Below are 23578 nucleotides of genomic sequence, written 5' to 3'. Positions count from 1 at the left end.
CAACAGAGTCCTCTCCCGCAGACACTCACCGCTTAACCTGCAGAAACAGGATCACGCGAAGGGCGGCTCATACACCACTTCGCTGGACGCGACCCACCTGAGCAGCAGAGAAGCCCCGAGCGTTGACCGCTCGGGGCTTTTTTGATCTTCAGTGACAGCAGCCTCACCGGTCTTCGGCCATCTCTCGGAGATAGCGGAAGTGCTCGTCCATGCCAACCTCTGAGCTCTTGAGGCAGCCGGCAATCCTCCATCTCGTTCGTATCCTCATGCAACGGCCTGAGTTCTACGCATGCCCGCGCACGGACCCACCGCAGCATCTTTGATGTACATCATCACGTACACTGAAGCCATGAAGGTGATGACCATGTCCGAATCGCGGGCCAACTACGCCGCCACCCTCGACGCTGTCATCAATGACCAGGAAGAAGTCCTCATCACCCGCCCTGGCGGGGAAGGCGTCGTCATGGTGTCGCAGCATGAATACGAATCGATGCGCGAGACGCTCTACCTCATGGCCTCGCCTGCCAACCGCCGACGTCTGTCGGAGGCGGTCGCCCGCCTGGAGGCCGGCGGCGGCACCGTCCGTGAACTGGCCGATGAGGGCACCACCTCGTGAAGCTCCTCTTCGATGAGCTTGCCTGGGATGACTACTGCTACTGGCAGCGAGAGGATCGACGGATCCTCAAAAGGATCAATCAGCTGATCGCCGACATAGCCCGAAACGAGAACGAAGGCATCGGCAAACCAGAGCCGCTGAAGTACGAATGGTCCGGCTATTGGTCCCGGCGCATTACTTCAGAACACCGGCTCGTCTACCGCGTCAACGACGACACGATCATGATCGCCGCCTGTCGCTATCACTACGAGAAGTAGCATCCGCCCGGCCGACGAGCCTCGGCATCCCGCTTCGGTTCAGAGCGGGAAGCCTGCGGCGCCCCTCTTACGGGAGACGCCTGTCACTCGCCGGCTGTGGCCAGGACGATCGACCCTGGGGCCCGATGGACGGTCCGGTGCGAGGTGACCTGCGCTGATGTGACAGCAGCACTGGCAGCAACATGCCCACACACCAGCACATCCGCGTCACCGTCCACATGTGACTGACCATGGCCTCGGTCAGGCGAGCAGGGCAGTTGTCCCGCCCGAAAAGCGGAAGGTCGGCAGTTCGACCCTGCCCCTGACCACCACACCTGAGCAGCAGAGAAGCCCCGAGTGATGATCGCTCGGGGCTTTTTTGATCTAGGGTGACAGCGAGGTTGAGCAGCAGGGTCACAGGTGTGCCGGGGATCATGAAAGCGCGTGCCTTCGAGGCCGGCGGCCTCGCGAATCTCCTCACCTCGTCAGGGGTTGTCCGGCTCCATCGAGGTTCCGCGCCGGGCGACAGGTGGGACGCCGTCACCATCCGTCCCATCCCCTGCATCCCCACCAGGGGCCGGTGAGGTGTCTGAGGCCGTATTCGTGACCCTGGGGCCGAGGCCGGCCGTTGGGGGTCCAGCTGAAGCACCGTGACCCCCCGACGGGCCAGTCGGTCACATCGAGCCGTGCGGTGGGGGGAGTGCCGTCCTCTTCGCCCGCGTAATGTCCGCAGACGTGGTAGAGCCCCGCCCATCGGCATCCGGGGTCGGTGCGTCCGCCGTCGTCGATGATCGATCTGGCGTACTGCTCCATGCCGGACCGCGAGAGCGCGAAGCGCGCCGAGAAGGAACCGTCCAGGTGGATGACGCCCCACACGCCGAGCACGATGAGGGGAACCGGGAGCCAGCGCAGCAGCAACCGCATCGACAGCGTCCGCCATCCGGTCACCATCGCCACGCACAGGCGGATGAGCCAGTACAGGACGAGCGGCACCCAGACGAAGAGCCCGAAGACTCCTCCCTCGGCGTACGGGAAGGGCACGCTGGACCACCACAGACTGATGAACGCCGCGATCGCCACCGCGGTGAGGAGACGCCACCCGGGTGGGTGCTCGATCATCATGGCGTCACCCTAATGTCGATCTTCCGTCGTCGACGCGTCGTCATGATCCGCCTGTGGGTGGGCGCGGAGGTCGAGAAGGAGATTCATGCAGATGCGCCGGAGGTCGTGGAAGCGGACGAAGCTGCGTATCCTTCGCCCGTGAGGCTGCGGTTCGAGATACGCCGGTCCGACTCGCCGTGGATCGACAGCGTGTGGACATGCACGAGCGAGCAGGTCACCGCGATGACGTCCGTCGCGGGGGCGCGTTGGGGCCTGGTGTTCTGGGAGCAGGCCGGCCGGGCGTACACGAGCATCACCGGTCCCGAGACCCGGACCGGCACGGCGCCGGTGCCGGAGGGCGCGACCTTCACCGGCATCGAGTTCGCCGTGGGCACCTCGTTGCGGGACATGCCCGCGTCGGCGCTGGTCGACGGCGGCGTCGTGCTCCCCGGCACCACGCGCCGGACGTTCCGGCTGGACGGCGCGCGCTGGGAGACGCCCGGCCCCGATGACATCGAGGACCTGGTCGACGGTCTCGTCCGGGCCGGGACCCTGGTCCGTGACCCGCTCGTCAACGACGTGCTGCGGGGTCACCGCCCGGCGGTCTCGGGGCGTACCGTCGAACGCCGGTTCCGCGCCGCGACCGGACTGACGCGGGGCGCGGTCCGGCAGATCGAGCGGGCCCGCACGGCGGCGGAGCTGCTGGCCGCCGGTGGTCCGGCCGCCGACGTCGTCGCCAAGCTCGGCTACTTCGACGAGCCGCACCTGGCCCGGGCTCTGCGTTCCTACGTCGGACGCACCGTCGGGCAGTTGCGCGAGGGCGCCGGCGGCGCGATCGCCCTCGACCTGGATCAGCGCCTGACGTCGTAGACCAGCTTCAGGATCCCGTTCGAGTAGCTCTCCGACTCCCGCAGCGTCAGCATGTGCTTGTCCCGGTCGGCCCGGCCGAACAGGCTCTTCCCGGCGCCGAGCAGCACGGGGAAGACGAGCAGGTTGTACCGGTCGATCAGGTCCGCGTCCGCCAGCCGCCGGGCCAGCTCCGCGCTCCCGTGGATGAAGATCGCGCCACCCTCGCCCTCCTTGAGCGCGGCGACGTCCTCGGTCGAGCGCAGGATCGTCGTCGGCCCCCACCCGTCGACGAGGGCGTCGTCGGACAGCGTGGTCGACACCACGTACTTGGGCAGTTCCTTGTAGTCGGCGTGGTCCTCCGAGCCGGGCCAGACCGGCGCGAACAGCTCGTAGCTGCGGCGGCCGAACATCAGCGCCGTCGTGTCGGCGAGTTCCTCGCCCTTCAGCGACCAGGCCTCCGGGACGAACTCGAGGTCCTTGACCACCCAGCCGCCGCTGCGGTGCTCTTCTTCCGGCCCGCCGCCGGGCGAGTCCACGACGCCGTCCAGTGACATGAAACCGGTGTAGACCAGGTCACGCATTGTGCTGTCTCCTCATGCTCGGGCGAGCTGCCGGGTCCACGCTAGATCTCGGCCGCGGCGGCCGTCTTGGACGGAAACGACAGCGGGTCCGGAACGTGTGCCGGAACACCGCCGCAGTGATCGCCGACGGCTGCGATCAGGTCACGGAGGCGGCCAGGCGGCCTCGGGCTGACTACCCTCACCGGCATGATGCTTGCCTCGATTCCCAGCCCTCCCCAGGGGGTCTGGCATCTCGGATTCGTCCCGATCCGGGCGTACGCGTTGTGCTTCATCCTCGGGATCGGCTTCGGCATCTGGCTCAGCGAGCGCCGCTGGCGCGCCCGCGGCGGTGAGAAGGGCGCGATCGGCGACATCGCGGTCCCCGGGGTGATCTTCGGTTTGATCGGCGCCCGCGTCTACCACGTCATCACCGACTGGCAGACCTACTTCGGGCCGCGCGCGATCAAGGAGCCCTACCGGGCGCTGTTCATCTGGGAGGGCGGGCTCAGCATCTGGGGCGCGGTCGCCCTGGGAGGCGTGGGCGTGTGGCTGGCCTGTCGTCGCCGGGGGCTGTCCCTGGGAGCCGTGGCCGACACGGTCGCGCCCGGCATCGCGTTCGGGCAGGCGATCGCCCGCTGGGGCAACTGGTTCAACCAGGAGCTGTACGGCGGTCCGACCACGTTGCCGTGGGGCCTGGAGATCGATCAGGCGCACGGCGGCGAACCGGGCGTGCTCTACCACCCGACGTTCCTGTACGAGTCGCTGTGGGACGCGGCGCTCGGTTTCGGGCTGATCCTGGCAGGCAGGCGGTTCGCGCTGCATCACGGCCGCCTGTTCGCCGTCTACGTCGCCGGTTACACGTTCGGGCGGTTCTGGATCGAGGGGCTGCGGATCGACCCGGTGGGCGGCGTGGACCACGCGGTGACACTCCTGGGACTGCGGATCAACCAGTGGACCTCGATCGTGCTGTTCGCCGGCGCGCTGGTCTACCTCTGGGCGACCCGCGACAGGGACACCGAACAGGTCGCGGTACCGGTCTCGCGACACGAGTCCTCGCGACACGGGTCCTCACAGCACCCGGCTTCGCAAAAAGAGGTCTCGCGACATGAGGTCTCGCGACGCGAGGCGCCGTACGAGGATGACGACCGATGATCATCCGTGGCTTCTCCGGTCCCCGCGGACCCGGCCGGCGCTCCGTCCCCGGCCCGCCACCGCTTCGCGGCGTGGCGACGATACGTGAGGCGAGCGGGCCGGGGGAGGGTACATGAGGCGATCAGGCCGGGGGCCACGGGAGGGGTCAGGCGTCCCGATGTCTGTCCCGGACCTCGGGGAGCCGCTCGAAGCCGGCTGACACGTAGGTGGCGACCGCGCCGACGTTGGCGCTCGGGGTGCAGACGACCGCGCTCGGCGAGCCCATCTCCCGGAGCGCGGCCGCCGCGGCGAGGGTGATCGCTGTGCCGTGGCCGCGACCGCGGTGCTCCCGGTGCACGCCCATCGGCTCCAGCAACCCGGACCTGCCCGGACCGGCCGACCACACGGTCACCGCCGCCACCGCGTTCCCCCGGTCGTCGTGGGCGACCAGACACCGGGCATCGGCGTACGCCGGCCCGGCCGCCATCGCGTGCCAGCGGTCCTCGGTGAACGTCGACCCGTCGAACGACGCCCGCAGTACGGTGGCCCACACGTCCGCCCGCTCCGGCCCGATCACCTCGATCCGCGCGCCCGGGTCCTCCACCGGCTCCGTGAGGTCGCGGCGCAGCGGCGTCCACGGCTCGTCGAGGTCCCATCCGCGCTCGGCCAGCAGGTCCTGGACCAGCGCGTCCATGGGCGCTTCGATGTCCGCCCTCCCCCCGGGCAGCACGCCGCGCTCCGGCTCGGTCACGTCCTCGACCAGCCGCCGCGCCAGATTCTCGTCCCGCTGGGCGTCCGGCGCGATCGCCAGCCGCAGCAGTCCGGGGCCGTCCAGCAGTCCGGCGGCGAGAATCCGGCCGTCCCGGCTCCACGTCCGGACCGCTGCGGCCGTCGCCTCCGCGCCGAACCGCCAGAACCAGCCCAGGTCCCCCGGATGCAGTTGAAGCGGTGCCCCGTGGTGCTGCCACTCCCGCAGCGCTTCCACGACCTCGCTCAGTCCGTCGACTCCCGGCTCACCCGGCACGATCGTCATGACCCCGATCACACCTCACCGCACCGGTGGTCCGCACCTGGTTTTCGGCAGGTGCGACGGGCCGGAGCCGGTGACGCGATGACGGCGCCGGGAGAGAGCGGGCCGGAGCGTCAGGGACGCGGTGGCGAAGGAGAGAGCAGGCCGCGCCGGGGATACGGCGACGGCGAAGGAGAGAGCGGACCGCGTCAGGAACGCGGTGACGGCGCCGGGGAGACGGCGGCCGGCGAGCCCGGACCGGACGTCGACCGCGCGCCGCCGCCCCGGCCCGACGGCCCGCAGAACGTCCTGACGGCGAGCCCCATGACCTCCTCCGTGGTCGGGTTGCGGGTCGAGGGGTTGATCGACAGGGTCAGCGACGTGCCGGAGTCCGATCGGAACGTGAACGTGAGGTAGCCGATCAGCTCGCCGCTGTGCCCCCACACCGTGCCGCACGGCAGCCGGTAGGCCTGCAGCCCGAGCCCGTAGCCGAATCCGGCCCCCGTCTCGACGGTCGTGCGCATCGCCTTCAGGGACGCCTCGCTGATCAGCCTGCCGCCGAGCAGCGCCGACATGAACCGCTCCAGGTCCGCGGCGGTCGAGATCATCTCTCCGGCGGCCCAGTCCAGCGAGGGGTTCATCCGCGTCGCGTCCACCAGGCCGGGAAGCGGCTCGTACCCCTTGGCGTGCGGTGACGGCAGCCCCGCCCGGTCACCCGGCACCAGCGTGTGGCGCAGCCCCAGCGGGCGCAGGACGCGGCGCGTGACCTCCTCGCCGTACGGGCGGCCGGTCACCTTCTCCACCAGCAGCCCGAGCACCACGTAGCCGGTGTTGGAGTAGTGCCACTTCCCGTCGTCGGGGAGCTTCTTCGCGAAGGCGACCTTGAGCAGTTCTCGCGGCCGGTAGGAGCGGAACCGGGCGTCTCCGCGCCAGCGGTTGGTGGAGTATCCGGGTTCGCTCATGTAGTCGTACAGGTGGCCGGTGTGGTTGAGGAGCTGGCGGACGGTGATCCGCTCGCCGTCCGGCACCAGGCCGGGCAGGTACTCGCCGACGGGGTCGTCGAGCCGCACCTTGCCCTCGTCCACGAGCTGGAGCACCACCGTCGCGACGAAGGTCTTGGTGACGCTGCCGATCCGGAAATAACCGCCGGGTGACGGCCGCCCCCCACGCTCGATGTCGCGCACCCCCGCGGCGCCCGTCCAGGTGCGGTGGCCGTCGGAGACCCGCGCCAGGGCGGCCGTCGCCCCGCCGTCCGCCACGATCCTCTCCAGGCCGGAGCGTATGTCCACGGACCGGCCGCTCCCTGCGACGGCCGCGGCCTGGCCGCCCGTCGCGACGGCCGCCGCCACCAGCACGTTCGTCATCGTCTTCATCATGTGCCCGACGCTACGGAGATCGGTTTCACGCTGGAATGCGGTGCGCCGCCCACTCCACCTGTGGAAAACCGCAGCCGCTCACGTGCCCGGACAGCGCGGTACGGCCGGGCGGGGAGCCTCGGCCGCTCAGGTGCCGAGGTAGCGCAGCACGGCCAGGACGCGGCGGCTGTAGCCGGTGGTGTGCGACAGTTCCAGCTTGTCGAACAGGGCGTTGACGTGCTTTTCCACCGCGCTCTGCGACACGTGCAGGGACCGGGCGATCGAGGCGTTGGTCATGCCCTGGGCCATGAGCTCCAGCACCTGGCGCTCCCGGGCGGTGAGCCGGGCCAGCGGGTCGGCGTGGGTGGTGCGGGCGAGCAGCCGGCGCACCACCTCCGGGTCGAACGCCGTCCCGCCCGCGCCCACCCGCTCCAGCGCCTCCAGGAAGTCACCGACCTGGGCCACCCGGTCCTTGAGAAGGTAGCCGACGCCGTCGATGCTGCCGCCCATCAGCTCGGCGGCGTACCGCTTCTCGACGTACTGCGACAGCACCAGGACCCTGACCTGCGGCCATCGCCGCCGGATCTCCAGCGCGGCGCGCAGACTCTCGTCGGTGTGGGTGGGCGGCATCCGCACATCGGCCACCCGCCGCGCCGGGCCGGTCGGACCGCCGGCGGTTCCCCCCCATACCGTCATCCTCCGTTCGCATGATGACCATCGTGCCTTCCAGGCGCACCTCAACGGGACCGGTGCGGCCCCTGCCGAGGTCAGATCCGGGAGCCCGCGCGCGAACCGTAGGCCGGACCGAACACGACCAGCAGTGCCAGATCCTCGGCGATGTCCGCGAAGCGGTGCTCCTCGCCCGCCGGGACGAAGATCACGGAGCCGGGGCCGACCTCCGCCTCACCGTCCGGCGTCACGATCCGGGCCCGCCCCGCCGTCACCACGTAGATCTCGTCCTCGGTGTGTGGGCTCTGAGTGTCGGTCCCGCCCGCCGGGATGCAGTACGTTCCGACGGACAGGTCCGGCACCCTGAGGTGCTCGATCCAGTCGTTGGCGGCCCCGGCGGCCGGTCGCGCCCATTCACCCGCACTCTTGATGATCTGCATGATCTGGACCTTAGCGGCGGCGGGTCCTGGACAGACCGGGCGGCGGCAGATGGTGTCGAAACCGGAGTCCGCGTGCGATACGGCGAGTTTGTGATGCCGGGCGGGCCTCATCGAAGGTTCCCCTGAATGGGATCTTCCTCACTATTGTGATCTACATCTGGTCGAGGGAGGGACGGGCGATGGCGGCGGACGGGGCGGGGGCGTCTCTGGGCAGCCGGTACGTGCTCCTGGACGAGATCGGCGCCGGCGGGATGGGGAGCGTCTGGCGGGCGAGGCACCGGGACACCGGTGAGATCGTCGCGGTGAAGCTGCTGCGCGACGGCCTCGCCGGAGACGAGGACCTGGTCCTGCGGTTCGTACAGGAACGCAACGTGATGCGGAGCCTGCGCCACCCCAACATCGTCACGCTTCGCGACTTCGTCATCGAGGGTGAGCGCCTCGCCCTGGTGATGGACCTCGTCGAGGGCGGGGACCTCCGCGCGCTGCTCCGGCGGCGCGGCACTCTGCCCCCGGCGGAGGCGGCCGGGCTGGTGGCCGAGGTCGCCGAGGCGCTGGCGGCGGCGCACGCGCCGGGCATCGTGCACCGCGACGTCAAGCCGGGCAACATCCTGCTCGACGGGGCCACCGGGCGGGCACGGCTGACGGACTTCGGCGTGGCCCGCATCGTCCACGGCCCCGGCCTCACCCGGACCAGCTCGATCATCGGCACGCCGACCTATCTGTCGCCCGAGGTGGCCGACGGCGGGGCCGCCACCCCGGCGGTGGACGTCTACGCCGCCGGGCTGATCCTGTACGAGCTGCTCGCCGGCCGTCCGCCGTTCGTCGGCGAGCACCCGATGGCCCTGCTCCGGCTGCACGCGACGGCCGCGCCCCGGAGGCTGCCGGGGATGCCGGACGCACTGTGGCGGATCATCTCGGACTGCGCCGCGAAGGACCCGGCGGGACGTCCGCACGCGGGGGAGGTGGCCGCGGCGCTGCGCGGGGCCGTTCCGTCGCTGGCCGGGTTGCCCGCGCTGCCCCCGGTGGCCAGGGAGGACGCCCCGGCCGTCACCTCCGAGCCGCTGTCCGGGAACACCTCCCGTCCGGACCCGGCCGCCCACGGGACCGTGCCCCCTCCGGGGCACGCGCTCCACGCGGGGCCGGTCGCGGGCGGTGCCGTGCCCCCTCCCGGGCACGCGTTCCACGGAGGGCCGGCCGTTCACGAAACCGTGCCTCCGGGGAACGCCGGCGGAGGCCGCGGGGCCGGGAGAGCGGAGCGGCGCGGGCCGTTCCGGAGGCCGGCCGTCCTCGTGGCCGCCGGCGCGGCGCTGGCGCTCACCGCCGCCGCGGTGGCCTTCGCGGCGCCGTGGCGGGCCGCGGACCTCCAGATGGCCGGGGGCCGGGCCGCGGCGGAGGTGAAACCGACCGGTGGGCCGGCCGATGGGCCGACCGGGGACCCCGCGATCGCGACCGCCACCCCGGAGGACCCGAAGGACCCGAAGGAGCGACCGGCGCGCAGCCGTACCACGGAGGCGGCCGTCCCCACGCGGCCCGCGCGGCCGGGCCCGGAGAAGCCCGCCGCGCGCCGTACCCCGACGTCGAAGCCCCGCACCGCCGTGCCGGAGCGGTCGAAGAGCGCGACCGAACCGGAGCCGGCCGGCAAGCGTACGGCGGAGCCCCCGCGTCAGGTCGCGGAACCGGTCTGGCGCTGCCGCCCGTGGATCTCCGCCGGCGCGGGCACCGGCGTGGAAGCGTCGCCCTGCATGGCCATGGTGGGCGATGTCTTCCAGCTCATGGGACGGATCAGGGGGTCGAGCTCGGTCCGTTCGGACGTCCACGTCCAGCTGTACGACACCGACAACGAGACCAACGTCTCCCAGCCCTTCGTCTGCGCGGGCGTCGCCCCGCCGAGCGACGGCGCGACCGTCACCTGCGGCCCGTTCACCGCGACGGCTCCGCGCGCCGGTACCAAGCACGACGTCCGCCAGCGGTGGAGACCGACGGGTACGGCCTCCTACCGCGGCGGCGTGGAAAGCCCCTGGACCCTCTGGTGATCCGGGGGAGCCCGCGCCGGTCTCCCGGGGACACCGGAGGGGCCGGGAGGGTCAGTGTGACGGGGTCAGGGCGCGGAGTCGTTCGTCCAGTTCGGCGCGGTAGAAGTCGATGAAGCCGTCGGGGTCGGGCCCGGCGTTCTGCATCACCAGGTGGTCGAAGCCGGCGTCGACGAACCCCTGCGCCTTCTCGGCGTACCGCGCCGGGTCCGGTCCGCAGGCGAACTGCGCGCGGATGTCGTCCTCTCGGACGGTGGCGCTCGCGGCCTCGAAGTTGACCGGGTTGGGCAGCTCGCTCATGACCTTCCAGCCGGTCACCGCCCACCGGGACGTCTCCAGGGCCGCCCGGACCGCCTCCTCCTCGTCCGGCGCCCACGCCACCGGCACCTCGGCGTAAAGGGGACCGTCGCCGCCGGCCTCGCGGTAGTGCCGGACGAGCTCGGGCTCGTCCTCGGTGGCGAACAGCCCGTCCCCCAGTTCGGCGGCGATGCGGGAGGCGTGCGGGCCGCCGGACGCCACGATGATCAGCGGGGCCTTCTCGGGCAGGTCGAACACCCGGGCGTCCTCCAGCCGGAGGTACTCGCCCTCGTAGGACCGGTATCCGCCCTGCCACAGCAGCCGGATGATCTCCAGGGCCTCGCGGAGCATCTCGTGGCGCACCCGTACGGTGTCGGGGAAGCCGAGACCGACGACGTGCTCGTTGAGCCGCTCCCCGGACCCGATGCCCAGGGTGAAGCGCCCGCCGGACACCAGGGCCGTCGTCGCGGCGGCCTGGGCGATGATCGCCGGGTGGTAGCGGACGGTCGGGCAGGTCACGCCGGTCGCCAGCCCGATGCGCTCGGTCCTCGCCGCGATGGCGCCCAGCACCGTCCAGACGAACGGCGAGTGCCCCTGGACGTTCAGCCAGGGGTGGAAGTGGTCGCTCATCTCCACGAAGTCGAACCCGGCCTCCTCGGCGCGTACGGCCTGCCGGATGAGGTCGTCCGGGCCGAACGCCTCGGCCGCGAGCTTGTAACCGATCTTCACTGGTGCCCCCGCCCCGGGGCTCGCCCGCGTCCGGCGGAGAGGCGGAGAGCGTGCGAGCCGATTGTTGCCTGATCCTGTTTTCGCAGGTTAGGCCGTGGGAAACGGTGAGGCGCGGTTCTCCGGCGGTGTGTCGTTCCGCCGTCTTCACCCTGGACCGGCGGGCCGGTCAGGACTCCCGGTAGTAGGGGTCGGCGACCTCGCCCTCGCCCCGTTCCGCCGAGAAGGAGTAGACCTCGCGGCCCTGGACGAACACCCGCAGCGCGCGGCTCATGACGTCGAGCGGGTCGCCCGACCAGATGACCACGTCACCGTCCAGCCCCGGCCGGAGCGCGCCGACCCGGTCGTCCAGACCCATGATCCGCGCGGGGTTCAGCGTGATCGAGCGCAGTGCGGTCTCGCGGTCCAGACCCTCCTTGATCGCCAGCGTCGCCTGGTGCACGAGGAAGTGGATCGGCACCACCGGGTGGTCGGTGGTGATCGCCAGCTCGACGCCGGCCCTGGCCAGGATGCCGGGGTTGCGCAGCGACCGCTGCCGCAGCTCCACCTTCGACCTGCTGGTGAAGAGCGGGCCGATGATCACCGGCGCCTCCCGCTCCGCGATCAGGTCGGCGAGCAGGTGCCCCTCGGTGCCGTGGTTGAGGATCACGCGGTAGCCGAACTCGTCGGCCAGCCGCAGGGCGGTGGCGATGTCGTCGGCCCGGTGGGTGTGCTGGCACCAGGGCAGCTCGCCGTCGAGCACCCGGACGAGGACCTCCAGCGTGCCGTCCCGGTCGAACGGCCTGCCCTCGGCCGCGGCGTGCTCCCGCCGGGCCCGGTAGTCCTGCGCCCTGGTGAACGCGTCGCGGATGACCGCGGCCACGCCCTGCCGGGTGGAGGGCAGCTTCTTCTGGTCGCCGTAGACGCGCTTGGGGTTCTCGCCGAGGGCGCTCTTCACGCTCACCGGCTGGCGGACGAGCATCTCGTCGACCGTACGGCCCCAGCACTTGACCGCGACCGTCTGCCCGCCGATGGGGTTGCCGGAGCCGGGCTTGATCACGGCGGTGGTGACGCCCCCGGACAGCGCGTCGGCGAAGCCCAGGTCGGCGGGGTTGATCGCGTCGAGGGCGCGCATCCGGGCGCCGACGGGGTCGGTCATCTCGTTGGTGTCCTGGCCGGCCCAGCCCTCGGCCTCCTCGTGGACGCCGAGGTGGGCGTGCGCCTCGACGAAGCCGGGCAGCACCCACGAGCCGCCCGCGTCGACGGTCGTGACGCCCTCGGGAACGGCGATCTCGGCCGCGGGCCCGATCGCCGTGATCTTGCCATCTTGGATCAGTACGGTTCCGCCGTCGATCGGCTCCCCGTCAACAGGTACGACATATCCACCGGTAATGGCGACGTTCATGCTTGGCAAACTATCGGTATCCGGTCATATGTCCGCAAGGCCGTCGTATGTCCTGTACGTCATCCGGGAAGTGTGCCGCCCCGCCACCGCGATCGGATGCACGAATCTCGCAATCAAGGAAAGAAGCCTTCCGCATCCGCCCGTAGCGTCCCTCTCGTAGCAGGAACCGAGCGGAGGAGACCGCGATGACCTTTCTCGTGACCGGGGCCACAGGGACCGTCGGCCGTCACATCATGGACGAGCTCGTCCGGGACGGCCGCCGGGTGCGCGCCCTGACCCGGGACCCGGGCCGGGCCGCCGTGCCCGCCGGGGTGGAGGTCGTGGCCGGAGACCTCACCGTGACGGACAGCCTGGTGGCCGCGTTCGACGGCGTCACCGCGGTCCACCTCATCAACTTCGGCGGGGACGACTACGGCCTGCTGCGCAACGGGCGGGAGATCGTGGACCTGGCGGTCAAGGCCGGGGTGCGCCGGGTCACCGTCCTGGGAGGCTGGGACCAGGGCACGCTGGAGCCCGCCGTACGGGCGAGTGACCTGGAGTGGACCTTCGTGCGCCCGACCGAGTTCATGTCCAACGCGTTGAAGTGGGCCGAGCCGGTCCGCACCGAGGGGGTGGTGCACGAGCCGTTCGGCGACGCGACCACCGCCGTGGTCCACGAGGCCGACATCGCGGCCGTGGCCGCCACGGCGCTGGCGGAGGGCGGCCACGCGGGCAGGACGTACGGCCTGACCGGGCCTGAGCGACTGTCCACCAGGGACAAGGTCCGCGTCATCGGCGAGGTGATCGGCCGGCCCGTCGAGTTCGTCGAGCTGACCGAGGAACAGGCGCGCGAGCGGATGGCCGCCGAGGGGCAGCCGCAGGAGCTGATCGACTTCCTCATCGGCGTGTTCGGCGACGTGCCGGAGGAGCCCAACATCGTCAACGACGTCGTGGAGCGGGTCACCGGCCGTCCGGCGCGCACGTTCGCCGGCTGGGTCGCCGAGCACGCGGACGCCTTCCGCGCCTGACCGGCGCCCGGACGCGACCCGGAGCCCGGACGCGACCCGGAACCCGGACAGGACCCGCCGCCCGCGCGGCGCCCGTCTCCGGACATGGCCGGCCGGCCGATCCGGGAGCCGTCCGGACGGGGACCATCGCCTGAGCCGGTCTCGCCGTCCGGGCGGGCCTCACCGTACGGGCGGCCGCCAGTCCGGGGAGCGGCCGAGCATGCCGAGGATCACCTCGAAGCGGGAGGCGTCGGCGGGGACGGCCAGTCCCGGCCGGAACGCCGCCCCCGGGGCGAGGCGCCCCTCGCCGTCCGGGACCGCCAGGGCGATCGGCCAGGCGGCCTCCACCAGGTCCGCGTCCGGGACGAAGGGGAGGCCGAGCGAGCGGGCGACGTCCCAGCCGTGCACGAGGTAGTCGATGAAGTGGAAGCCGATGGCCTGGGACGCGGGGAACACCGCCTTCGCCCCGAACTCGGCCAGGGCGAAGGCGCGGTCCGGCACGCCGTCCGCGGCGAACGCCGCCGTCACCCGCTCGGCGGCCTCGGCGTAGGCGGAGACCGCGTCGGCTCCGGCCGGACGGACCCGCCACACCTCGGGGTCGGCCCCGCGGCCCTCGGCGGCGGCGGCGAAACCGTGGTGCTGGGCGGTCATGTGGGCGAGCAGGTCCGCCAGCGTCCATCCCTCGCACGGCGTCGGCCGCCCGAGGTCGGCGGCCGACGCCCCGGCGACCACGTCCACGCTCGCCCGGACGGCGCGCCTGTCCGCCTCCCGGATGTCCACGGCTTCCCTGATGTCCACGGCGGCTCCTCAGATCGATAAGCAGATGCTTATCGTCTACGGAAGCTTATTATCTGTCAACCGTATAGTGGAGTGCCGTGACGGACCGTCCCGACCTGGCCGCGATGTTCCTCCCGCTGACCCGGGCGCTGATCGACGCCGAGCGGCCCGTGCTGGCCGAGCACGGCCTGTCGATGTGGGCGTACGGCGTACTGCTGGCGCTGGAGGGGGAGCCGCTGCGCACCCAGGCCGCGCTCGCGCAGTCCATCGGCGCGGACAAGACGCGCATCATCGGGGTGCTCGACGACCTCCAGCGCAGGGGGCTCATCGAGCGGATCCCCGACCCCGCCGACCGGCGTGCCCGCCTCCTGTCGCTGACCGAGGAGGGCCGCCGGCTGCGCGACTCCGCGCGGGCGGGCATCCGCCTCGGGGAGGAGCGCCTGCTGGCGCGTCTCCCCGAGGGCGACCGCGACGGCTTCCTGCGGGCCCTGCGCGCGCTCGCCGCCCTGCCCCCCCACGAGATCACGGACCCCCCTCGTGAGGTCCCCGACCCCGGAAACGGGACGGCGAGCGCGCCGGCGCCCTGAGCGCCCGTGGCCGGCGCGTCAGACGCGCTGCCACAGGGCAGGGACGTTCGGGGGCTCCCACCCGGCGTAGGCCGTGTGCGCCTGGACGCACCGGTAGGTCACGCCGCCGTAGGTGACCTGGTCGCCGGCCCGGTAGCTCGTCCCGGCCTGCCAGGTCCCGCCCCCGTTCGGCGGCGGGGTGGTCGTCGGGGACGGGCTCGGGCCGGGCGCGGTGACGTCGAGCACGAAGTCGAACGTCGCCTCCCTGCCCGACCCGACCGTGCGCACGGTCATGAGCAGCGCCGGGTTGTAGATCGTGTCGGTGTTGTTGCGCGGCTCGCCGGGGAAGTAGAGCTGGGTGGTGAGCACCGGCCCGTTCGGGGCCTGGACCTTCACGTGGATGTGCCGGGTCCGGCCGGGGTACAGGCCCGGCACGATCGTGGTGAGCCGGAAGGCGCCCTGCGCGTCGCTGAACTGGTGGCCGCGGAAGGTGTATCCCGTGTTGTCGTAGGCGCCGTTGTTGTCGGCCTGCCAGAAGTCCAGCAGCGCCCCGGCGATCGGCCGGCACGAGCGGCCGAACACGTACCCGCTGACGGTCAGCGGGACGCCCGGCGTGCCGGGCCCGGCCAGCGAGGTCCGCAACGGCGAGCCCGGCTTGAAGTAGGGGCCCTCGATCTGCTGGATCGTCGGGGCGTCGCCGTCGTCGCAGGCGGGGGTGAGGGGGAGCGGGCCGCCCGTCGCGGCGCTCGCCGGCGTCATGGCCCGGCCGGCCAGCAGCGGGGCGGCCGGGACGGCGACCAGGGCGGCCTTCAGCAGCGTCTTGCGGCTGATGCCTCCGCCTCCGTTCTCCTCGGCGTTCTCGGGTCGGGTGTTCTCGGCGTCCACGGTGGCCTCCTCGGGGGGTCGGGGAAACATGCCTCGCGTCCGGGCGGGTCCGCGTGCCGCGACGGGCACGCCGTACGGCCCGCCGGACGCGCCCGGCGCCGGAGGCCGCCCGGACCGGCCCGGGTACGACGGGGCCGTACGGTGACCGCGGGCCGGTCCGGACCCGGCGCTCCGGGTCGCCCCCAAGCTGTCATCGACGCGGGGGCCGGAGAACCCCACGATTTTGCATAACGTCGCCATATGCGGCCCTGCGGCGAGGGCGCCCTGATTCCACATCTTTGAGTTCTTTCGTGCCTGGTGTTCGTTTCCGGAACGGCTGGGAACGCTAGCCGGACGACGAGAGGAGACCGAAGTGGAATACAAGGAGTTCGTCCAGGCGGTCGCCGACCGCACGGTCCTGACGCGTGAGGAGGCGGCGGACCTCACCCGGGCGGTGCTGCGGACGCTCGGCGCGCGGCTGAGCTCCGGGGAGGCGCGCTACCTCGCCGAACGGCTGCCCGACTCCCTCGCGGAACTCGTCCCGGCGGAGGGCAGGAGCGAGCAGTTCGGGCTCGACGACTTCATCACGCGGGTGGCCCGGCACGCCGGCCTGAACACCGAGGCGGCCACCGAGGGCGTCCAGGCCGTCCTGACGGTCCTCCGCGAGACCGCCGGCGACGAGGTCTTCGGCCACGTCGCCTCACAGCTCCCGGGCGGCTTCGAGAGGCTGGCCGGTTCCACCACCTGACGGCCCGCACTCACGGCCCGCGGATGGGCGCCCGCCTGTCCGGGCTACGGCCCGCGGGCGGGCGTCCACCTTCCCTACCTGCGGTTTCATGCCTAAAGTAGTGATATCGGCGTTCGTGATCAACCGCTCCACGAGTCTCCGGGAAAGCGGGGGCATCCATGACGACCAACCCGCCGCCGGGCTCCGGGCTCCACGAGTTCTCGCCCTTCCCGCCCATCGCGGACTACGCCTTCCTGTCCGACTGCGAGTCCACCGCGCTGGTGGCGCCGAGCGGGAACGTCGAGTGGTTGTGCCTGCCGAGGATGGACTCGCCCAGCGTGTTCGCCGCCATGCTGGACCGGGACGCCGGGGGGTTCCGGATCGGCCCGGCCGACCTCAGGGTGCCCTCCGCGCGCCGGTACCTCCCCGGCACGATGGTGCTGGAGACGAGCTGGGGCTCGCCGAGCGGCTGGATCGTGGTGCGCGACGCGCTGCTCATGGGTCCGTGGCACCACGAGGACGAACTGTCGCACACCCACCGCAGGGCCCCGACCGACTACGACGCCGCCCACGTGCTTTTGCGCACGGTGCGCTGCGTCAGCGGGGAGATGCAGGTCGTCCTCGACTGCGAGCCGGTGTTCGACTACGGCCGCAGGCCGGTCCGATGGGACTACACCGGCCAGAGCTACCACCAGGGCGTCGCCCGCGCCGACGGGACCGATCTGGAGCTCACGCTGACCACGGACATGCGCCTGGGGTTCGAGAAGGCGCGGGCCAAGGCGCGGACCCTGCTCCGGGAGGGCGAGACGCGGTTCTGCGCGCTCTCCTGGACCGCCCACGAGCCGCCCCGCACCTTCGAGGACGCGTACGGCAGGCTCGTGTGGACGGCCCACCACTGGCAGCACTGGCTCGCCAGGGGCGACTTCCCCGACCATCCGTGGCGCGGGTTCCTGGAACGCAGCGCCCTCACCCTCAAGGGGCTGACCTTCGCCCCGTCCGGCGCGCTGGTCGCGGCGGCGACGACGTCCCTGCCGGAGACCCCGGGCGGGGAGCGCAACTGGGACTACCGCTACACCTGGATCCGCGACTCCACCTTCGCGCTCTGGGGCCTGTACACCCTCGGGTTCGACTGGGAGGCCGAGGACTTCTTCGCCTTCATCGCCGACATCGCCGAGCGCGACAAGGAGCTCCAGGTGATGTACGGCGTCGACGGGGAGCGCGACCTGTCGGAGCACGTCATCGAGCGGCTGGGCGGCTACGAGGGGGCCAGGCCGGTCCGGGTGGGCAACGCCGCCTACAAGCACCGCCAGAACGACGTCTGGGGCGCCGTCCTGGAGTCCTTCTACATCCACACCCGCTCCCGGGACCACCTCGACGAGCGGATCTGGCCGGTCCTGAAACGTCAGGTGCAGTCGGCCATCAAGTACTGGCGGGAGCCCGACCGCGGCATCTGGGAGGTGCGCGGCGACTGCCGGCACTTCACCTCCTCCAAGGTCATGTGCTGGGTGGCGGTGGACCGGGGCGCGCGGCTCGCCCGGCTCCGCGACGACCCGAAACTGGCGGAGGAGTGGCGGGCGGTGGCCGACGAGATCCACGAGGACGTGTGCACCTACGGCGTCAGCGAGCGGGGGACCTTCCGGCAGCACTACGGCACCGACGAGCTGGACGCGTCGCTGCTGCTCATCCCGCTCCTGCGGTTCCTGCCGCCGACCGATCCCCGGGTGCGCGCCACGGTGCTGGCCATCGCCGACGACCTGACCGTCGACGACCTCGTGCTGCGCTACGACCCCAAGGAGACCGACGACGGCATGGCCGCGGAGGAGGGGGCCTTCACGATCTGCTCGTTCTGGCTGGTGTCGGCGCTGGTGGAGATCGGGGAGTACACCCGGGCCCGCAAGCTCTGCGAGAAGGTGCTGTCCTTCGCCAGCCCGCTGGGCCTCTACGCAGAGGAGATCGACCCCTACAGCGGGCGCCACCTGGGGAACTATCCCCAGGCGTTCACCCACCTCGCGCTGATCAACGCGGTCATCCACATCATCCGGGCCGAACGGCGGCACGTCACCGAGAAGATGTGGCAGACCTCCGAGACGGAACCACTATGACCGTGCACGGCGCCTCGCGCAGCAGCGCCTGGCAGACCAGGCCGAGGGGCAGTTCCACCGGGTCGTCGTCCCCGTAGTCGCCGATCACCACCAGGCCGGCGTCCTCGGCCGCCCGGCGCAGCAGCCGCGTGTGGGGGCGGGAGTCCATGACGGTCTCGACTTCGACCCCGGGATGCTTCTCCTCCCACACCGATATGTCGCAGTAGAAGCGCTTGGCGAATGGTTTGGGGTCGTCGGTGCCCGCGGGGCACAGGCAGAACGCGGACAGGGGAACGCGCCTGATCCGCGCCTCCTCGAACGCGACCTTCAGCTCGCCCCGCTCCATGCGGGTGCTCTCCACGCCCACCACCACGCGGCGCTCGCGCGACCGTGGGAGGTTTTTGACGACGGCCACCGGGCAGTAGGCGTGCGCGGCGAGCTGCGAGGCGGTCGAGCCGACGCGCAGCTCCTCGAACCCGCCCGCTCCGCGTTGGCCGACCACCACCAGGTCGGCGGCCGCGGACTCGGCCAGCAGGATGGCGGTCGGCGAGCCCGTGTCGAGGCGGCCCCTGACGTCCAGCCTCGGCGCCAGCCCCCGGGCGAGGTCGACTCCCCGGTCGAGGACGTATCGGCCCATGTGCGCCAGGACGTCCATCGTCGCGGGATCGATGAAGTTCACGGGGTACGGCTGCCGCCAGACGTGGCAGACGCACAGCGGGACGAACCGCATCCGCGCCTCCTCGACGGCCCAGCGCACCGCCTGCTCGCTCGCCTCCGAGCCGTCGTATCCGACGACGATCAGACCTTCGTCACGTGTCTGCATGGCATCCCCCGACCCGCTGTATGCCCCTCACCTCTATGTTTGCCCCGTTTGCTGGCTATGGCGCGTGTCGGGGTGAAAGGCGAAGCAGCCGCGGCGGTCGTCCGGCGCGGCGGGTGCGATGGATCGGGGAAAGGGCCGGCCGAGGTGGAGGGGGTCGGCCGGCGGGGAGGGCTGGGTCAGGCGCGCACCATCGTGGCGTGCTCCGCGGGTGAACGCTCCTCCCGGGGACGGCTCTGCGGGGCGGACTCCGGCGTGGCGTCCCCCTCGGCGGAGCCGGGGTGCTGCGGCTGTGCGGCCTGCGCGGGGGCCTGTTCGGCACGTCCCCGCACCGGGTGGGCGGCGTCCGCGGCGGACCGGCAGGAGCAGTATCCGTTCGCCACGATCAGCCGGGCTCGCTGCGAGGTGTAGGCGTGCGCGTCCGCGGCGGGTGGGACGCCGTTGCAGGTGGCGCAGACGACGGGTTGACGATCCATGGGCGGGATTCCTTCCTGAGGGGGCCGCCGGACGATGAAGACCCGGTCGGCTGACTGCTCCTGCCCTGAGGAGAAGGAGTGAATCTCCTTGTCGGGACTTCCATCGTACTTCGTGTCATAGAGCGATCATGTGGATACAAAAAGTGATCTTGTAATCTGCCTCTGCTTTCCCGGAAGCCCGGTTCCGTCACTATAGGATTCCCCCGTGTCATAAGTCGAACTAGAGTTCGGCCCTCGAAGATCCCGCTTCTCGTCGACGTCCGGCGAGACATGCTCGAACCCCCGGACCCGGTGCCCGGGAGGTCTCCACCGCCCTCGCGACGCCGCCCGAGCGGGCCCGGGCGGCCGGGGAGCCCGCCGCGGTCGTCTCCCGGAAGGTCGAGGAGGAACTCGCCGCGGCGGGCGCCCGGATCGCCGATCCCGGCGAGGCCGCTATGTCGTGACCGTGTTCTTCGCGTTCCCCGCGGTCCTCCCGGTGCCGCTCTTCGCCGTGTCCTGGGTGATGACGGGCCTCTCCCCTCCGAACGGCCGCCTCCGCAGCAGCGCGTTGGCCGCCACCGCGATGCAGACCAGGCCGAGCAGGAAGCCCCAGCTCACATCGGTCAGGTGGTGCATGCCCCGGTACATCCGCGAGTAGGCGATCATCAGGGGGATTCCCAGCCCGACCGCCCACCACAGCACGTTGAGGATCTTGAAGCGGTGGGTGTGCAGGGTCATGATCAGCGCGAGGCCGCAGTAGAAGGCGACGGCCGCGCTGGTGTGGCCCGACGGGAAGCTGGAGGTGGGGGGCGCGGGGTCCAGGTGCTGCACCAAGGGCCGCTTGCGCTGGGCGAAGACGGTCGCCAGCAGGAAGATGGCCGACTGGGAGAACACCACCAGGGCCAGGAAGACCGACTCGTTCCAGCGCTTGAACACCAGCCGGAAGACGATGACGAGCACCGCGGTGCCGATGATGATCGTCGGCATGTCGGAGAATCCGGTGAAGGTGTCCGTCAGCGAGTTCCAGAAGGCGTTCCGGCCCTTGACCATCGCCGCGTTCACCCCCTCGTCGTTCGCGATGAGGGTGGTGGTCTGCAGGACCTTGGTGATGAGGAGCCCGACGCCGATCGTCAGGGCCGCCATGAGGACCAGTGGCAGCAGGATGAGGCGCGCCACGTTCTTGAAGTCGATCGACGTTTTCGACATGGCGCGCGAGCTACCCTAAATCACCTCCTCAGAACGTTCCGGCTCGACACCTTCCTTGTGCGGTTCGACCGGCCTGTGGCCTTCCTCGCGCCGCCAGCTCTCGAACCCGGCGACGGTCCCGGCGACCACCACCACACCGAGGGTCACCCCGGCGGTCACGTCGCTGAGCCAGTGGACCCCGAGCGCCACCCGCGTGTAGGCGACGAAGACGGCGACGGCCGCCGCGACGGTCCACGCGGCCACGCGCGCGCCCGTGCTCCTCAGGTACGGCAGCAGGAGGAGCACGAGGACGCACACCCCCGTGGCGGCCGCCATCGCGTGCCCGGAGGGGAAGGACGCGCCCGGCGCCGTCGCCACCGGGTCGGGCAGGACGGGCCTCGCCCGGTTCACGATCTCCTTGACCGCGAGGTTCAGCAGCCCGCTGACGGTGATCGTTACCACCGCCCACACGGCCAGCCGCCGGGTCCCGCGGTACCAGAGCCACAGGGCCGCCGCCACCACCAGCGCCCGCCACACGTTCGGCCCCAGCACCTCGGTCGCCACGCTCAGGAAGTGCGTGTAGCGAGGTTCGGCGAGGGCGCGGGTGTGCAGGCTCCGCGCCACGCTCTCATCCAGGTCGTTCAGCGGGGTGAAGGAGGAGACGACGAACACGAGGAGCAGGATGAACGGCACGGCGAACAGCGCGACGAGGGCCACCGAGAGGGTGAGCCGCGTACCCAGACGGCGGTCCGACGCCTTGCTGTCATGGCGACTGGGCGACTTGAGCATTCATTACGGGTACCCGAGGACACCCGGATATGCGTGGAAGACCGTAAAAGTGAGAGGCCGTGAAGGGGGAGGCCGTGAAAGGGGAGATCGTGAGGGGGCCGCCGTCCGCCGGTGATCCGGCCCGTGGCGGCCGGAGACCCCTGTCAGGCGGCGCGGCGGGCCTCGCGCCGGGTGGTCCAGCGCAACACGTCGCAGTGCCGCCGCTCGGCCTCGGCGAGGGCGGCCTCTCCGGCGTGGGAGTCGAGTACGGCGCGCAACCACGGCATCTGCTCGGTGACGTCCCGCCACGCCTGGGCCGGGTCGTTCGCGCCGAGTTCGAGCAGCGCGTCCAGGTGCGCCGCGTAGGCGGTCCACCACTGGCGGCTCAGCTCGGCGAGGAACCCACCCAGGCCGCCGAACTCCCGCTCGATCTCCGGCTCCCACCACGGCGGCACGGTGGTGGCGCCGGTCTCCTCCAGGTCGCGGAGGATGACACGGGCCAGGGTGCGCCGGCGGTGGACTGCTACGGAACGCGACAGAGTGCTCATATGCCTCACTCTGCCGCCTTCCACTTGCCGATCACTTAAAACCCTGTTGACGGCGATTGCGGAACGTGCCAAGCGGTGCCGGGAGACGTGCCGGATCGTGCCCTGGGACGCGGCGGGTCGGCCGCGCCGGGCGCCGGACGGTGGCCCGCCTTGGGCGATTGGCCCAAGGCACCCGACGGCACTAGTCTTTGCCGCAGATCATTCCGCCTTGCGTCCGCGGAGCTGCCTCGGCTCGGAGGAAGCTTTTCCCATGGCTCAAGGTGATGGACCATCCCGGCCCGTCGGCTACGACCCGGACCCCCGGCGCGGAGTTCCCCGCGCCGGCGCGCGCGGGCGGCACGTCGACCGGCCGCCGGGAACCCGGCGGCCGGGCCACCCGTGACCGAACCCCCGCACCCGGGTCGCCCCGGTCGCCGGCTCCGGACTCGAACCCGTACCCGGACTCGGACCGCCCCGGCTCCCGAGACCGGACCGGCGGTGAACGGCGGCCCGTGAGATCCCGGGCAGGAGAGCGTCCCATTGGACTCGGGGTGACCGCCCCAAAGATAATAACCGTTATTTCTCCTATTTCTGGGCAGTTATAACGCTCACGTCAAGTAGGTAGGCCGACGCTGAAAGGCGCCACACATATGACCCATGTCGATCCGGACTCACTGGTCGCGAGTCTCAGACGCCTCCAGACGGCCTCGTCCGCCCAGGGGAAGGGCATCATCCACCAGCTGGAGCGGGCCGTGGACGTTGTGGACACCCTCTTCGGCTACTCGGGCGCCGGCCTGATGTTCGCCGAGGAGGGCGGCAAACTGCGCTACCTGGTCGCCACCGACGACCGGGGACGCAGCCTCGAAGGCGCGCAGCTTCACCTCGGCCAGGGCCCGTGCGTGTCCGCCTACGCGGAGGACACCGCGGTCACCTCGACCGACGTCCGTTCGGACCGGCGCTGGCCGAAGCTCGCCGACCTGCTCCACCCGGAGGTGCGGGCGGTCGCCGGGGTCCCGGTGCGGCTCGGCGGCGACCCCGTGGGCACCCTGAACGTCTACCAGGCCGAGCCGTACGAGTGGGACGAATCGGATGTCCAGGCCCTCTACGCCTACGCCGACGTGATCGAGCAGCTTCTCAGCGCCGCGATGGCCGCCGAGGAGAAGAGCGCCCTGGCCGAGCAGCTCCAGTACGCCCTGGACTACCGGGTCGTCATCGAGCGGGCCATCGGCTACCTGATGGGGAAGCACGACCTCACCGCGGCCCAGGCGTTCACCGGCCTGCGCAAGCGGGCCAGGGACAGCCGCCGCCGGGTGGCCGACCTCGCGGCCGAGGTACTGGGCGAGGAGGCGGGCGAGCCGAGGTGAACGGGCGGCCCGCGGCGAGCCGTACCGCTCGCCGGGGGCACTAATCTGATCGGTG

The 23578-nt window shown here is 71.4% G+C and carries 25 protein-coding genes and 1 tRNA gene; 11 read left to right on the top strand and 15 right to left on the bottom strand.

Annotated elements, in window-relative coordinates; genetic code table 11:
* Window positions 1-349: 349 nt before the first annotated feature.
* The 3 genes from ACFYSC_RS35545 to ACFYSC_RS35535 all read left to right on the top strand — a co-directional run bounded on the left by ACFYSC_RS35545 (window position 350) and on the right by ACFYSC_RS35535 (window position 1184).
* Window positions 350-616: a type II toxin-antitoxin system Phd/YefM family antitoxin gene (locus tag ACFYSC_RS35545; protein ID WP_389970353.1), complete on the top strand. Its 267-nt coding sequence runs from the start codon at window positions 350-352 to the stop codon at window positions 614-616.
* Window positions 613-873 (top strand): Txe/YoeB family addiction module toxin, encoded by a 261-nt coding sequence (locus tag ACFYSC_RS35540; RefSeq protein ID WP_389970350.1) that lies wholly within the window; start codon window positions 613-615, stop codon window positions 871-873. The genes ACFYSC_RS35545 and ACFYSC_RS35540 overlap by 4 nt, the downstream gene beginning before the upstream one ends.
* Before the next feature lie 238 nt (window positions 874-1111).
* Window positions 1112-1184 (top strand) — tRNA-Phe (locus ACFYSC_RS35535).
* Between the two features lie 208 nt (window positions 1185-1392).
* On the opposite strand, the gene ACFYSC_RS35530 is transcribed toward ACFYSC_RS35535, so the two are convergent.
* Window positions 1393-1974 (bottom strand): hypothetical protein, encoded by a 582-nt coding sequence (locus ACFYSC_RS35530; protein WP_389970347.1) that lies wholly within the window; start codon window positions 1972-1974, stop codon window positions 1393-1395.
* Window positions 1975-2112: 138 nt separating this feature from the next.
* On the opposite strand from ACFYSC_RS35530, the gene ACFYSC_RS35525 reads away from it, so the two are divergent.
* The gene (locus tag ACFYSC_RS35525; RefSeq protein ID WP_389970344.1) at window positions 2113-2823 is read left to right on the top strand and encodes a helix-turn-helix domain-containing protein; all 711 of its coding nucleotides are present in this window, start codon (window positions 2113-2115) and stop codon (window positions 2821-2823) included.
* On the opposite strand, the gene ACFYSC_RS35520 is transcribed toward ACFYSC_RS35525, so the two are convergent.
* A complete protein-coding gene (locus ACFYSC_RS35520; protein WP_362935821.1) occupies window positions 2805-3383 on the bottom strand; it encodes a dihydrofolate reductase family protein in 579 nt (192 codons plus the stop codon). The genes ACFYSC_RS35525 and ACFYSC_RS35520 overlap by 19 nt on opposite strands.
* A 186-nt stretch (window positions 3384-3569) precedes the next feature.
* Here ACFYSC_RS35520 and lgt point away from each other — a divergent pair, with 186 nt between their 5' ends.
* On the top strand, window positions 3570-4514 hold the full coding sequence (gene lgt / locus ACFYSC_RS35515; RefSeq protein WP_389970341.1) for a prolipoprotein diacylglyceryl transferase: 945 nt from the start codon (window positions 3570-3572) through the stop codon (window positions 4512-4514).
* 145 nt (window positions 4515-4659) lie between these two features.
* On the opposite strand, the gene ACFYSC_RS35510 is transcribed toward lgt, so the two are convergent.
* From ACFYSC_RS35510 to ACFYSC_RS35495, 4 genes are all read right to left on the bottom strand, one after another.
* Window positions 4660-5526, bottom strand: coding sequence for a GNAT family N-acetyltransferase (locus tag ACFYSC_RS35510; RefSeq protein WP_389970338.1), 867 nt, complete (start codon window positions 5524-5526; stop codon window positions 4660-4662).
* Between the two features lie 185 nt (window positions 5527-5711).
* On the bottom strand, window positions 5712-6878 hold the full coding sequence (locus ACFYSC_RS35505) for a serine hydrolase domain-containing protein (RefSeq protein ID WP_389970336.1): 1167 nt from the start codon (window positions 6876-6878) through the stop codon (window positions 5712-5714).
* A 126-nt stretch (window positions 6879-7004) separates the two neighbouring features.
* Window positions 7005-7553: a LuxR C-terminal-related transcriptional regulator gene (locus ACFYSC_RS35500; RefSeq protein ID WP_389970333.1), complete on the bottom strand. Its 549-nt coding sequence runs from the start codon at window positions 7551-7553 to the stop codon at window positions 7005-7007.
* Window positions 7554-7624: 71 nt separating this feature from the next.
* On the bottom strand, window positions 7625-7966 hold the full coding sequence (locus ACFYSC_RS35495; protein WP_389970330.1) for a cupin domain-containing protein: 342 nt from the start codon (window positions 7964-7966) through the stop codon (window positions 7625-7627).
* A gap of 179 nt (window positions 7967-8145) precedes the next feature.
* On the opposite strand from ACFYSC_RS35495, the gene ACFYSC_RS35490 reads away from it, so the two are divergent.
* A complete protein-coding gene (locus tag ACFYSC_RS35490) occupies window positions 8146-9999 on the top strand; it encodes a protein kinase (protein ID WP_389970327.1) in 1854 nt (617 codons plus the stop codon).
* 51 nt (window positions 10000-10050) lie between these two features.
* Here ACFYSC_RS35490 and ACFYSC_RS35485 read toward each other — a convergent pair whose 3' ends face one another.
* The gene (locus ACFYSC_RS35485) at window positions 10051-11022 is read right to left on the bottom strand and encodes a TIGR03557 family F420-dependent LLM class oxidoreductase (protein WP_389970324.1); all 972 of its coding nucleotides are present in this window, start codon (window positions 11020-11022) and stop codon (window positions 10051-10053) included.
* Between the two features lie 166 nt (window positions 11023-11188).
* Window positions 11189-12403: an amidohydrolase gene (locus ACFYSC_RS35480; protein ID WP_362935845.1), complete on the bottom strand. Its 1215-nt coding sequence runs from the start codon at window positions 12401-12403 to the stop codon at window positions 11189-11191.
* Between the two features lie 185 nt (window positions 12404-12588).
* On the opposite strand from ACFYSC_RS35480, the gene ACFYSC_RS35475 reads away from it, so the two are divergent.
* Window positions 12589-13410: an NAD(P)H-binding protein gene (locus ACFYSC_RS35475; RefSeq protein ID WP_389970321.1), complete on the top strand. Its 822-nt coding sequence runs from the start codon at window positions 12589-12591 to the stop codon at window positions 13408-13410.
* Window positions 13411-13569: 159 nt separating this feature from the next.
* Here ACFYSC_RS35475 and ACFYSC_RS35470 read toward each other — a convergent pair whose 3' ends face one another.
* On the bottom strand, window positions 13570-14187 hold the full coding sequence (locus ACFYSC_RS35470; protein WP_389970318.1) for a TIGR03086 family metal-binding protein: 618 nt from the start codon (window positions 14185-14187) through the stop codon (window positions 13570-13572).
* Window positions 14188-14264: 77 nt separating this feature from the next.
* Here ACFYSC_RS35470 and ACFYSC_RS35465 point away from each other — a divergent pair, with 77 nt between their 5' ends.
* Entirely contained in the window at window positions 14265-14753 is a 489-nt protein-coding gene (locus ACFYSC_RS35465; protein ID WP_389970315.1) for a MarR family winged helix-turn-helix transcriptional regulator, read from the top strand.
* Window positions 14754-14771: 18 nt separating this feature from the next.
* Here the strand turns inward: ACFYSC_RS35465 and ACFYSC_RS35460 are convergent, their stop codons facing one another.
* Window positions 14772-15617: a carbohydrate-binding protein gene (locus ACFYSC_RS35460; RefSeq protein ID WP_362935854.1), complete on the bottom strand. Its 846-nt coding sequence runs from the start codon at window positions 15615-15617 to the stop codon at window positions 14772-14774.
* Window positions 15618-15969: 352 nt separating this feature from the next.
* On the opposite strand from ACFYSC_RS35460, the gene ACFYSC_RS35455 reads away from it, so the two are divergent.
* Together ACFYSC_RS35455 and ACFYSC_RS35450 are read left to right on the top strand one after the other, a co-directional pair.
* Complete coding sequence (locus ACFYSC_RS35455) at window positions 15970-16344, top strand: DUF2267 domain-containing protein (protein WP_362935857.1); 375 nt, start codon at window positions 15970-15972, stop codon at window positions 16342-16344.
* A 158-nt stretch (window positions 16345-16502) separates the two neighbouring features.
* A complete protein-coding gene (locus ACFYSC_RS35450) occupies window positions 16503-18425 on the top strand; it encodes a glycoside hydrolase family 15 protein (protein WP_389970311.1) in 1923 nt (640 codons plus the stop codon).
* Here the strand turns inward: ACFYSC_RS35450 and ACFYSC_RS35445 are convergent.
* The 5 genes from ACFYSC_RS35445 to ACFYSC_RS35425 form a co-directional block, all read right to left on the bottom strand.
* Window positions 18382-19227 (bottom strand): universal stress protein, encoded by an 846-nt coding sequence (locus tag ACFYSC_RS35445; RefSeq protein ID WP_362935863.1) that lies wholly within the window; start codon window positions 19225-19227, stop codon window positions 18382-18384. The genes ACFYSC_RS35450 and ACFYSC_RS35445 overlap by 44 nt on opposite strands.
* Window positions 19228-19403: 176 nt before the next feature.
* Window positions 19404-19700: a hypothetical protein gene (locus ACFYSC_RS35440; protein ID WP_389970306.1), complete on the bottom strand. Its 297-nt coding sequence runs from the start codon at window positions 19698-19700 to the stop codon at window positions 19404-19406.
* 432 nt (window positions 19701-20132) lie between these two features.
* Window positions 20133-20885, bottom strand: coding sequence for a phosphatase PAP2 family protein (locus tag ACFYSC_RS35435; protein ID WP_389970304.1), 753 nt, complete (start codon window positions 20883-20885; stop codon window positions 20133-20135).
* Window positions 20886-20900: 15 nt separating this feature from the next.
* A complete protein-coding gene (locus ACFYSC_RS35430; protein WP_389970300.1) occupies window positions 20901-21653 on the bottom strand; it encodes a phosphatase PAP2 family protein in 753 nt (250 codons plus the stop codon).
* A gap of 143 nt (window positions 21654-21796) precedes the next feature.
* Window positions 21797-22180, bottom strand: coding sequence for a hypothetical protein (locus tag ACFYSC_RS35425; RefSeq protein WP_362935875.1), 384 nt, complete (start codon window positions 22178-22180; stop codon window positions 21797-21799).
* A gap of 629 nt (window positions 22181-22809) precedes the next feature.
* On the opposite strand from ACFYSC_RS35425, the gene ACFYSC_RS35420 reads away from it, so the two are divergent.
* Window positions 22810-23523 (top strand): ANTAR domain-containing protein, encoded by a 714-nt coding sequence (locus ACFYSC_RS35420; protein ID WP_389970296.1) that lies wholly within the window; start codon window positions 22810-22812, stop codon window positions 23521-23523.
* The last annotated feature ends 55 nt before the right edge of the window (window positions 23524-23578 follow it).

It is taken from the genome of Streptosporangium sp. NPDC004379 (genome assembly GCF_042873875.1).
In the GTDB taxonomy this organism is placed as follows: Bacteria; Actinomycetota; Actinomycetes; order Streptosporangiales; family Streptosporangiaceae; genus Streptosporangium.
This window is presented reverse-complemented; position numbering and strand designations above follow the sequence as displayed.